At 44.6% G+C, this 12,156-nt stretch carries 10 protein-coding genes; 2 read left to right on the forward strand and 8 right to left on the reverse strand.

From position 1 onward, the window contains the following. The first annotated feature begins 209 nt into the window (after positions 1-209). Together L1D15_RS06435 and L1D15_RS06440 are read left to right on the forward strand one after the other, a co-directional pair. Entirely contained in the window at positions 210-857 is a 648-nt protein-coding gene (locus L1D15_RS06435) for a recombinase family protein (RefSeq protein WP_239875052.1), read from the forward strand. After that, positions 850-2,052, forward strand: a complete 1,203-nt coding sequence (locus tag L1D15_RS06440) for a multidrug effflux MFS transporter (protein WP_239869146.1) — start codon at positions 850-852, stop codon at positions 2,050-2,052. Before L1D15_RS06435 ends, L1D15_RS06440 begins: the two co-directional genes overlap by 8 nt. Positions 2,053-2,136: 84 nt before the next feature. On the opposite strand, the gene L1D15_RS06445 is transcribed toward L1D15_RS06440, so the two are convergent. The 8 genes from L1D15_RS06445 to aer2 form a co-directional block, all read right to left on the reverse strand. Beyond that, positions 2,137-3,810 carry a FapA family protein gene (locus tag L1D15_RS06445; protein WP_239869144.1) on the reverse strand — a complete coding sequence of 558 codons (1,674 nt, stop codon included), beginning with the start codon at positions 3,808-3,810 and terminating at the stop codon, positions 2,137-2,139. A 123-nt stretch (positions 3,811-3,933) separates the two neighbouring features. After that, positions 3,934-5,631: a fused response regulator/phosphatase gene (locus tag L1D15_RS06450; protein ID WP_239875053.1), complete on the reverse strand. Its 1,698-nt coding sequence runs from the start codon at positions 5,629-5,631 to the stop codon at positions 3,934-3,936. 17 nt (positions 5,632-5,648) lie between these two features. After that, positions 5,649-5,948, reverse strand: a complete 300-nt coding sequence (locus tag L1D15_RS06455) for an STAS domain-containing protein (RefSeq protein WP_239835725.1) — start codon at positions 5,946-5,948, stop codon at positions 5,649-5,651. A 59-nt stretch (positions 5,949-6,007) separates the two neighbouring features. Continuing rightward, entirely contained in the window at positions 6,008-7,177 is a 1,170-nt protein-coding gene (locus tag L1D15_RS06460) for a methyl-accepting chemotaxis protein (RefSeq protein WP_239875054.1), read from the reverse strand. A gap of 25 nt (positions 7,178-7,202) precedes the next feature. Then, on the reverse strand, positions 7,203-8,249 hold the full coding sequence (locus L1D15_RS06465; protein WP_239875055.1) for a chemotaxis response regulator protein-glutamate methylesterase: 1,047 nt from the start codon (positions 8,247-8,249) through the stop codon (positions 7,203-7,205). Next, positions 8,246-8,893 carry a chemotaxis protein CheD gene (locus L1D15_RS06470; RefSeq protein ID WP_239875056.1) on the reverse strand — a complete coding sequence of 216 codons (648 nt, stop codon included), beginning with the start codon at positions 8,891-8,893 and terminating at the stop codon, positions 8,246-8,248. The genes L1D15_RS06465 and L1D15_RS06470 overlap by 4 nt, the downstream gene beginning before the upstream one ends. 8 nt (positions 8,894-8,901) lie before the next feature. Further along, positions 8,902-9,756: a protein-glutamate O-methyltransferase CheR gene (locus L1D15_RS06475; RefSeq protein ID WP_239875057.1), complete on the reverse strand. Its 855-nt coding sequence runs from the start codon at positions 9,754-9,756 to the stop codon at positions 8,902-8,904. Continuing rightward, complete coding sequence (gene aer2, locus L1D15_RS06480; protein WP_239875058.1) at positions 9,741-12,143, reverse strand: aerotaxis transducer Aer2; 2,403 nt, start codon at positions 12,141-12,143, stop codon at positions 9,741-9,743. The genes L1D15_RS06475 and aer2 overlap by 16 nt, the downstream gene beginning before the upstream one ends. Between the last annotated feature and the right edge of the window lie 13 nt (positions 12,144-12,156).

The following is a 12,156-nucleotide window of genomic DNA, read 5'->3' on the forward strand; positions in this document are numbered from 1 at the left end:
ACCCGCATTTATAGTGTAAATAGCACAGGGTAATGACTTTGCATGTCATTACTGTGTCGAAACTCAATAGAAAATATAAGCCAAGTACCTAAGATTGCTTAGATTAAAATAACACGAATCATACAAAAAGCTCATTTGGTGTTGAATTAATTAATGAACCAATCTACATTTATGAACCATAACATCAAATAAACCATAAATTTCTTTGTATGACTATGTATCTTTACTCTCGGTTTTCTCCAAAAAACCAGGCTTATTCGCAACACCTAGAGCAAATGCAAGCTGCCGCTCCTGAAGCTATACATTTTCAGGACAAGGTATATGGGTATATTCCACCTATGGAAAGACCTGAATTCGTCAAACTTTTCAATGTATTAAAAGCGAATGATACGGTTGTAGTCTGGTGGCTAAGTGTATTTGGTCATGATTTTAGTCAAGCGCTTCATGTCGTAGAACGACTTTATAAAAAGGGCGTTAATGTACAAACCGTATGTGAACCATTACGACTTGAACCAAACACAATACAAGGCCAAACCGTACTCTCATTGTTGTCTGGTTACGGACAAGTACAGACTCAACACCGCTTATTTGCCGCAGAGATGGGGCGAAAACAACTCAAAGAAAACCCTGAATTATGGAAACAAAAATTCCGCGGTCGCCCTGCTGATAAGCAGAAACACCGACAAATCGCTGAACTCTTGATGCAAGGTGAAACCCTGCAAAACGTCGCCGAACAATGTGGTGTGAGCCTATCAACAGTAAAAAGAGTCAAAGCCAAGTTACAGAGCCATGATGACGAAGGCTGTCTTAAACGTCGTGTAAAAGGCCAGCCAGCTTGTGGAGAGAATGATGAGTAACACAATCCAACCAAGAACCATTCTACTCGCCTGTTTGATCATCAGTATCGGCCAATTAAGTATGGGGTTGGTATTCCCATCCTTGCCTTGGATAGCTCGCGACTTCAATATTTCTCTCGACCAAGCTCAGTTATTAGTCAGTGTGTACTTACTCGGCTTTGGACCTTCACAATTCTTATATGGTCCCATTTCTGATTCACTGGGCCGCAAGAAGGTGTTGCTGGCAGGGCTACTACTCGCGCTAACGGGCTTGATACTCATCCTCTTACTCAGCGACTCCTTCACTGGAATGGTATTCGGAAGGCTACTTCAAGGTTTGGGAACCGGTTGCTGTGCAGTGTTAGCACGCGCTTCGACCAGAGATCGCTACAATGGAGCTCAGTTGCCTACCGCCCTTTCTTATATAGCCATGGTAGCGTCAATCACGCCTTTGATCGCTCCTGTTTTAGGAGGCTTCATCAACTTCCATTTTGGCTGGAGTATGGTGTTTGTCTCATTACTCGGTTATGTGGCGATTGCTTGGGCTACTTTGGCGATATTTTTCGACGAAACATTAAGTCACACTAAACCACTGCTTTCACCGACCAGCATGCTGAGACAATATCGTGAACTGCTCACCTCTCGGTATTTCATAAGTTTCGCCAGTATTGGCTGGTTAAACTTCAGCCTGATGATCACCACAGTCTCCGTGATGCCCTTTATCATGCAAGATCAGATTGGAATGACATCCGATGAATACGCCATGTGGGCGTTAATTCCAGCGTTAGGCATGTTAACGGGGACCAGTATCTGCAATCGGATAAGGCCCGTGACGGGCAGTAAGAAAATGCTCCTGTGTACACCTGTATTGCACCTTGCTTCCGCACTATGGTTTTTCTTCTGTCCGCTTGAGCCGCTCTATTTAATGCTTGGCCAGCTACTGATGATCTTAGGCAATGCAATAGCCCTTCCCTGTGCGCAAGCGATGGTGATGCAGCCATACAAAAAACAAGCAGGGGTCGCCGCCGCTATGTCTGGTGGCGGTCAAATGATCATCTCATCTATCGTCAGTATGGCGCTGGTAACATTGGGCTTGAATCAAGCATGGCACTTGAGTTTTGTCATTATTGCCTTCGCTGTCATTACCCTGAGCAACATAGTGCGTGGATTCAGCACTCAGGAGGCCGTAGCTCAAAATGAGGATCAACTGGCTTAAAATCAAAACGCCCAATGAGGGACATCGGGCGTTTTAGTCAACAATATCAACCCATAATAAATGGGTCATTCTAAGCAAAAGCACTTATTCTTGCTCGAGCGCTTCTTCATCTATAGCGTAAGCACAACGAATCTCATACTGGTTAAAAGAAAATGTACTCGCACCATGTACTCGCTTAGTGATGACTTTTTCATCACCAAACTGAACTGTAACGTGAGTAAAAACTTTACTTTTCACCTCAACAACATTCTCTTCAAGAGCTTGCTCAAACTCTAGTTCATGTCTATCTCGCGCCGCTTTCACTTTCTCTAACCGAGCATTCGATTCTGTCTTGAGTTTCTCGATGTTGGCTTCTTCTTCATCACTTCGTTCAGATTTCGGTGTTTTCTTGAACTCTAACTCCTTGCGAACCACATCCATGGTCGCCTCTTGAGCAAGCTTATATTGCTCTTTGTACTTTTGCTGACGCTCTTTGAAATTTTGATAACGAGCAAAGGCATTGACATAAGTCGGTGTATCACCTTCGACACCAAGGTTTACACAGGTAACTTTGCCACCCACCTTGGCTTGCCCCCCACTTAAGGTGCCTTGCTTCTCTGCCTCATCTGATACCATTAGGTCTTTGCCACAACGGATTTCGTTATTCATGCAATGTACTGACAGGTTAATATTCTCCGCAGCTTGCAGCTCTGAGAATTGAGCATAGTTTGCAGTAATAGAGCCGCCCGCTTTTACATGGCAGCTTTTGGCTTCATCTTCTGAAACATTGTGGCCAATAATACCTTTGGCAACATCAATATTGCCCTGCGCCTGAACATCCGCAGACTCTATGAACCCCCCCACAGTTAAATTACCGGTAGCTCGAACCATCATGTCAGACTCGATATTACCCGTAACAACAACATTGCCTTTGAATTTTATGTGCCCCGTAGCAACACCTATGGTCGGTAAACAAAGCGCATCTTCAACTTCGACGGTACGCTCTTTAATCACAGGCATTCCTGACACCGCTGCAATCAGCACATTCGGGTCATCCGGAGAGATTTCTGAGCCTTTGCCGGCTTTGAGCATTGCATCATTACCAGCTTTGGGAGGAATAGGTTTGCCTTGAACTGTGACACCAGGTGTACCTTTTGTGGCCGGAATGCGCTTCATCAAACGAGCTTTTTCTTCGACCGTTACGGTTCCTCCAAGATCAAGCATATCTACTTTACCATTCTGATCTTGTGTAGGAGCGAGAACTTGCTTGGTGACGTCTTTTACGAGTGGAATAAATTTGGCGTCTTGCCCTTGAACAGGATCCTTACCTTTTGCAACAGGTTGTGTAAAAGTTTCTCCCGGTTTTAGCTGATGGCTCATCATTAGCACTTTTTTGAGGGCTAATTTATTGATTCCTTTCGTGACGTGCGCTTGAGCTAAGGCGTGTACGATCTGAGGGCCTTTAAGTGGTGACCCTCGATAAGCACCGGTGACAACCATACTGGCCAACATGTCATGCTCAGAGAGTACGACTTCGACCATTGCATCTCTGACTTCAGCGATAGGAAAACCTACCTGAGCTTCACTCTTACCTTCCTTTGCACAATTAATAAACCGAGTAATTTCTTCCTCTAATATGCAAAAGTCCGTGGCACCTATCTGCTCTAATGCCTCTTCAACACCCTTACTGTCAAAACGACCGTCAATGTTCATATCTGGTCTTAATTTAGCAATAACCTGTTGATTATCATCAGATAAGCTGACTAATTTTTCCCACATTTACAGCCTACTTAGTCAATCCCTATAACTTTAGTTTATATAATCCTCACGAATTACAGTATCAAAATTGTGACAAAGTAGGGCGTAGGTCACTTCTAGGCTCCGTTTACAGTGTAAATGTCATCAAGCAGAGCTCGGGAAGTGATGCTGAGCATCTAAACTATACACCGCTGTCACGCATTTCCCTTGTTTTGAATACTCCAAAGAGTCACATAATTCAGAAGCAAGAACTATTCCTCTCCCATGAGTGAGTGTTTTCTCATCTGGTTCACGATTTATTTCTTCATAATCGAAGCCAGTACCGTTATGCTCTAAATTCATAACCAACTGCTTCTGCTCTGGCTTATAGTCAATAGCCAAAGAAACCCACAGATCTTCAGGCAACTCTTTCAATTTATCTTCACGCATCTGATAAAAAGTAAAAAATCCGTCCGGTTCCTCCTTAATCTTAGAATCAAGTCGCAATAGACCATGCTCTATCGCATTAGCAAAGAGTTCAGAAAGAACTGAACAGACCAAATCTAAATGAGGTCCAGACATTACTCCTGTTAATATCTGACGAACTTCCGTCATGATCGTTACCGATTTTAATACTGAAGCTGGAAATTGCATCTTAGATTGAGTCGGTGTTTTACTCAGGTAAAAGCTATTTTGCTTAACAACGTGATCATTACTATTAGAGATTGGGAATTCCATATCCAGAATAGAAAGATCATCACCGACATTGCGATTAGCAAATTTTCTCACAGATTCAAACAGGGTAGGAATGAGAGCTCGCCCAGAGGTGATCGCTTCTTCCAACCTTTCTTGACCAAACTGCTCCCCAGTACCATTCCCTGCCTCAATAACACCATCTGTATAACAGACGATTTTCTGATCAGGCTCCATTTTTAAATGAATAAGGTCTGTTTCAAATTCATGAGCTTCGAGCACCCCCAGCGGCATATGCCTAGATACCAACTTGCGGACAATTGAACCATCTTTATCAAGAAGGTAACCGTCAGGAAGACCGCCCCCCCACCAAGAGACTTCAAATCCATTAGCCCTGACCTCAAACACACTCGCGGCAAGCATCATTCCCATAGGAAGAAAGCGCACCAGTACATCGTTGAGTTCTCGCACAATCTCCCCTAACGATAAACCTTTTGATGCCATTGAAAAAAATGCTCTCGTGGCAGGTATTGCCGATATCGCAGCGGGTAAACCATGTCCGGTAGCATCGGCGATCATGACGTAAACACCACCATGCGGGCGATTGGCGACAACAATCAGGTCCCCGTTAAAGATCGTAGAGGGTGTAGAAATGTAGTTGACGCCATAGATGCTTTTCACTTGGGCGCTCATTTCATCCATCAAATTGGAGAAAATGGACTCAGCGATGGCATAGTCATAGCGGACCTGTTCATGGAATTTACTCAACTCATCCCTTTGCTCCTTAACCTCATTGTGCATCTTCACGGTTCGATAATGCGCCTGCACTTTAGCAACAAGTACACTTCTTTCGACAGGTTTAGGGATAAAGTCTTCACCCAAGGTCAGGCAACGCTCAAACGAGTCGTGGTCATCTAAAACGGTCAGAAAAATAATAGGGATATGTAAATTTGGAAATGCATCTCGGATTTCCTGAGCAGTAGCAAAACCATCTTTGACTGGCATCATTACATCAAGCAAAATAACGTCAGGAAGCGATGACATCTCCTGCATCGCCTCAACCACACCTTCGCCATTTTCAAACGTTGTGACTTCCTCAGCCATCTCACCAAGCATGAACCGACATAATTCTCGATTTGTCGCGTGGTCGTCAACTATCATGACGTGCATACGACCCTCCTTAACCGCTATTCAATAGCAAATTTTTTATCAAAACGAGAAATTGTCAGTATCTTTCGTACCTGTGGTAGCGTATTAGTAATACGGATCATCCCATCATCCTGTTCGAGATAGTTGTGCATATTAAGCAGCATCCCTAGCCCGGCGCTGTCGATATAGTCGACTTTGCGCAGATCGATAGTAAATTGAAAATCTCGTTTATCTGAATAACAGCGACGAAACTCCTGCACTAAGTTAAAACCAAAAGCGCCCTCAATCAGGATGGTAACGTGCTTAGCATTCACATCGACTTCCGACTCTACTGACATAGTATCTCCTTGTTTACGACAAGAGCCTTACTGGCTCATGCAGACTCAAACTCACTTGCTTAAAAAAGTTCAACTTCACCTTCTTCAATACTTTCTTGGGAAGCGGCTGGCGCCCCTCTATTCTCAAGGCTGTTCTTTAGCTCATAAACCGCAAGGTTAAATTCTTCACCGCTAATTTTCCCATTGGCGTATTCCACAAAGAGATGGGCCATTTGCTCAAGGAACCCGACACTCATCTTGGCATAATCGCCTTGCTGAACAATAATATCGGTAAATTGAAGAGCTCGGACACCATCTCCAACACGGCGGTGAAGGGTGACACCAATGGATTTAATTTTTTGCACTTCTTGCTCAACGGACTCATTCGCTCTTTGCACTCCCTTCAACATATCATCGACCTTATCTTTAGATTCGATGGCCTCTGTCATGTCGATGGATGCCATTTCACCAACCGTCTTATTCGCTTCCTCGACCGTGTTCTGAGCAATGTTAATCTCTTTCTCAATCTGGCTATTAAGCTCCTCGGCTTTAACAGACAGATTTCTCACTTCTTGAGCGACGACAGCAAACCCTCTCCCAGCTTCCCCCGCCCTTGCCGCTTCTATGGCAGCGTTCAGTGCAAGTAAGTTGGTTTGTTCTGATAACCCTCTAACTTGCGCTAATAATTTGAAAACCGAGTCCAACTTTTCGGACATATCATGGATACTGTGCACCGCAGAGATGCTCTTTTCTGACACATTGATTAGCGTATCGACAAATTGGCGAATAATGCCTTCAGTTTTAGGTAGGACTTGCGCAATGTCGTAATCCCCTTGCTTATTCCCAACCATGTTGCTGACGAGCGCCTCAGCTATCTCATTCTGTCCTTCAGCAAGCTTTTGCACCTCAAAGAAGCTTTCATTCAACGTTTCAACGGACTCATCCACAACGCTATGCTGGTGATCAAGTGGTTCATTAAGCTGCAAGGAGATTTTGCCGAGAAGTTCACTAATATCCTTAGCGGCCGTTTTGGTATTTGGGACCGGTTTAGTCTGTTGAATAGACGGCTCATCTTGATTGTGCTGCGCTTCTCGGCGAGGAATCACAAACCATGGAACCGCAGCAGCCAGTACCATGACAGCGACATGTGCGATCGAGGAAGAAAGGGTCATTCCAATGGACAGCAATATGACCTGCGTGCTAATCGCAATACCATATCGATATTTTGGTGCCCTTATTATTTTGCTCATAGTTCTTTCCTGACGTTGTTTCTCATCACTCAATCGCTTGCTTTAAACAGTCACAAATCTGTTGAGGTATTTTTTTCAGGCCTAATACTTTTTGCGCAGCATTAAGCTCAACAGCGACTCTGGGCATTCCCCAAACAACAGAAGAGGCTTGATCCTGAGCAATGGTCACTGCTCCTGCTTGCCTCATTCTCAACAAACCTTTTGCTCCATCCTGCCCCATCCCTGTCAAAATGATACCAATCGCATTACTCCCCACCGTCTCTGCCACGGCATCAAACATGACATCAACTGAAGGCTTGTGCCTGTTAACCGTGGGTCTATCATCAAGCTGGCAATACAGGTGCACACCTTGCTTGACCACCACTAAGTGCTTATCTCCAGGCGCCACATACGCACAACCATTAACTAGTGGTGCTTTACTCACAGCCAGCTCCTTGACTTGAATATTGCTGTTGTCATTTAGCCGTTGTGCAAAAGGCGCGCTAAACATAGCGCTAATATGTTGCGTGATCACAATTGGTGGTAATCCTACGGGTAAGGCTGACAAAACCAACCTGATAGCTTCAGTTCCTCCCGTTGACGCACCAATGGCGACTAACTCAAACTTGGTTTTTCCACTATGGGCATTCACAAGCTTCGAAGGCATAAGCCTCGCTTTGTCTTGGAGCACATTCGCCCCTGCCGCCATTTTTATTTTGTCATTAACCAAATCTTTATAGGTGACCATCTCACCCGTGTTATCAACCGAAGGTTTAGGAAAGTAATCAACAGCCCCGAGTTCTAGAGCCGTCAATGTTGGTTCCGCACCATGTTGCGTCAAGGTTGATATCATCACCACTGGCATAGGGCGTAAGCGCATCAAATTCTTGAGAAACTGTACGCCATTCATTTTGGGCATTTCTATATCTAAGGTTAGTACATCTGGGTTATGAACCTTGATTAAATCACGTGCTTGATAAGGGTCTCCGGCCATCGCAACTACTTCAAGTTCAGGATCCGAGTTAATGATCTGTTCAAGCAATGCTCTAAACACTGGGGAATCATCGACGATCAACACCTTAATTTTTTTCATGAAAACAACTCCACATCGTCGTCATGAGGGCGATGGCTTTCTTTATCCAATTGACTGGCATACTTGTCTTCTTCTTGCTGAAGATGATGAACCTCGGTATAAGGGATTCGCTTGAGCCAAGCCTGACCTGTTAAGGGATTAAAAATAATCTTTCGGGGCTCTAGCCCACCGAGATCTTGGGCAATAACATCTAGGTTCTCCTGCTTTACGTAATTTAAAATGAATGCGATGTTCTTCTCTCCAATCATAGAATGATGTCCCAGCATCTGAGCCCCACCAAACAGCTTAACTTTGAGAGATGAGCGCGTTGCCCCATAGGCAATCAATGCGTTAATTAACATTTCCATCGCATGGCTGCCATATCGAGAAGCGGTAGACACAACTTCATCAGGGCTCCACGAGTTGATTTCTGAGTGATTATGAAATGGCAGCAGAAAGTGATTCATCCCTCCGACAGCAGCAGAGTCATCCCAAATACAAGCCGCGATGCATGAGCCTAACCCCGTTGCAATCAATTCATCTTCTTGTGTCCAATAGACCCCTCCAGGAAATACCTTAATCATATGCCTCTCTTTTTGAGGGTGATAAAAGCGATTGAAATGGCTATTTTCATATTTTGGTTTCGAATCTTTTAGCCCAATCATAATTCCCCCTACTGTTTCACATAGATGGTTTTGCCTAAGTGACGGAAGATATTGCTACACGAGCCGACACTTTCCGAATGACCAAGAAATAAAATACCATTAGGTTTAAGTTGTTGGTGAAAGCGCCGAATCAATTTCTCTTGGGTAGGTTTATCAAAATAAATCATGACATTACGACAAGAAATCAAATCAAAAGGCCGTTGCCACCCCCATCCATCTAACAGGTTTAACTGCTCAAATTGAACGTACCTCTGCAGGCCATTGGCAATTTTGATTTTTCCTTCCTGAGCCCCCCTTCCTTTAAAAAAACAGCGCTGTAGATACTTAGCCGGAATGGTAGAGATCGCCTCTTCGCTATAAATGCCCTGCTTCGCATGAGACAACACTTTGGTATCGAGATCTGTCGCAGAAATTTCAACTTGCTGAAAACGGCTGAATGCGTTTGCACAATACAAAGAAGACACAAAACTGTAGGGCTCCTCTCCAGTTGAACACCCTGCCGACCAGATGTTCACTCTATCGATGCCTTGCTGCTGCCACTCTTCTAACAAAATTTTTTCGAGAAACTCGAAGTGATGATATTCGCGGAAAAACTGCGTCTTATTAGTGGTGAGACTGTTGATAAACCTAACGCGCTCTTTACTGTCTTGCTCTATCAGCAGCTTATATTCAGAGAATCGCGTCAGGCCAAGCCGCCTAAGCTGGCGGCTTATGCGGCCGTACACCATAGTTCGTTTTCGATCAGAAAAGTAGATACCGGCGTGTTTATGCATGAACCACTGGATAAACTTGAAGTCTCTATCCGTCAGTTCAAATTCTTCACTCGGTAGCGCCCCCTCGTCTCGGCTTAGAACTCTTCCCATTCGTCCCCTTCCTCACTGGCCTTAAATCCTGAGTTTGCTACACGCGGTGTTCTTATCTCCCTAACATTACTACTCTGCCCAGAGTCTGCCGTCCTTCTGGAGTCAAATGTCGCGACGTTATCATCTGTCGCGAAGAAGTTCATTAGATGAAGCAGCTGTTTGCCTTCATCTTTCAAGGACTGACTTGCTGCCGAAGTTTCTTCAACTAAGGAAGCATTCTGCTGTGTCATTTCATCCATCGTCGTGATGGCACGATTTATCTCATCAATCCCCGTCGACTGCTCTAAGCTAGACGAAGCAATCTGAGCAATCAGCTCTGTGACTTTCTCGACGGCATCGACAATTTCATTCAAAGTTTCGCCGGACTCATCAACAAGTCGTGAACCCTCATCGACTTTTTCTACGCTGTCTTTAATCAGCCCTTTAATTTCTTTGGCAGCTGCGGCACTTCGTTGAGCCAAGTTACGAACTTCGCCTGCTACAACCGCAAAGCCGCGCCCTTGCTCACCCGCTCTTGCTGCTTCTACCGCTGCATTCAGAGCTAATAGGTTAGTCTGGAAGGCAATTTCATCAATTACACCAATAATATCGGCAATTTTCTTACTCGCGGTGTTAATTTCGGACATAGCCGACACTGCCTGACCAACCACTTCCCCACCTTTGCTGGCTTTCTTGGTTGCATCCTCCGCTAGTGTATTGGCTCCTTTAGCGTTGTCAGCATTCTGGCGTACAGTTGCCGTCATCTGTTCCATGCTTGCCGCGGTCTCTTCTAGGTTTGAGGCTTGAGCTTCAACACGCTGACTCAAGTCATTGTTCCCCTCTGCGATCTCAGTAGAAGCAGTGGCCACCCGAGCCGAAGAATGGGTGATTTTTTCAACCATATTGCGAAGGTTAATGATCGAAGTGTTTACCGCATCAGAAAGCCTGCCGAACTCCCCTTTGTTATCGGACATATTGGTATTGAGATCGCCGTCTGCGACGCGACTCATAACATCAATACACTGACCAATAGGTTCTACCATGGTATCCAGCAAATTATTGATACCATCACCTAGCTCTTTCATAAACCCACTGTAGACTGATGTATCAATACGTTCATTAAGCTCACCAGAGATGGCACGTTGGATCAAAGCCTCAACCTGACGCTGGCCATCTTGTTGCTCGGTAATGTCCTCCCATTGCAGAGCTGGTCCAATATAATTGCCCTTAGTATCATGCATCGCAATGCAAGTAAGATTAAACTCAAGCCCACCAACAGCGATATTAGAACTAAAAGGAAGACGTTCAGGATTGTTGATGATATTGCGCTGATGGCTTGGGTTCTTATGGAAGACGTCGATGTTTTTCCCTACAAGGTGACTCGCATCAAAGCCTGGCAGGGCTTTTTGTAAGTCACTTTCTCGCGATTTCAATAAACTGGATAAGGCAGGATTAATATATTGGATAATGCCTTCTTTATCCGCCATCATCAGGTTGGTCGTCATACCTTTGACCGCTGATGCTAAACGTCCTACTTCCTGCTCTTTCGCTCTCTCTTCAGTGACATCACGCCATTCCAACGTGTTACCTATATAGTTACCTTTTGCATCGGTGATCGCGGCAACGTTGAGCTCAATTTTTATATCGGCAATGTCAATATCCGTTTTGTAAGGTAAGTTATTCGGCGTCGATAATAGCTGTCTCTGATGAGCAGGATTTTTGTGGAACTCATCTATACACCTACCCATTAGCCACTCTTCTGAAGCTGTAAATCCTGACCAAACCGTACGTAAGGTCGCTTCATGCTTACTAAATAATTGGACTGTCTCTTGGTTGACATATGTGATTTGAAAGTCACGATCAATCATCACCATCGCTGTTTGAGCTTGATCAACCGCCGCCTGCAACCTTGCGATATCATTTTGTTGAGCGAGTTCTGCTGTCACATCAGACCACTCCAATGTATTGCCGACATATTGCCCTTTTCCATCAATGATGGCTCCCACATTAAGCTCAATTTTGACGTCTTTTACTGTAATCGTTGTGGTATATGGCAGATTGGAGGGGTTGGAAAGCATATGGCGTTGATGCGCCGGGTTGGCATGAAAACCGTCGATGCAAAACCCCATTAGAAACTCTTCATCAGCTCGAAAGTTGGGCCAGAGCGATTGAAACAGAGCTTCATGTTTTTTCAAAAGTTCGAGAGACTTTTGGTTGATGTAAGTAATATTGAAGTCTCGGTCAATCATCATCAAGGCTGTTTGCGCTGCATTCAATGCAGAAAAGAGCTGATCCTTCGATAACCCTTGCTCACTTGTAGGCTCATATTCTTCCATTAGGCTATCCTGAGCAGAGGCGGAAAATTGTTCCGCTGCATCAGGCTGTGGTTTCCGATTCCAAAATGCCATGAGTCACCTCTCA

This window comes from Vibrio sp. Isolate25 (assembly GCF_022398025.1).
Classification (GTDB): Bacteria; Pseudomonadota; Gammaproteobacteria; order Enterobacterales; family Vibrionaceae; genus Vibrio; species Vibrio coralliilyticus_A.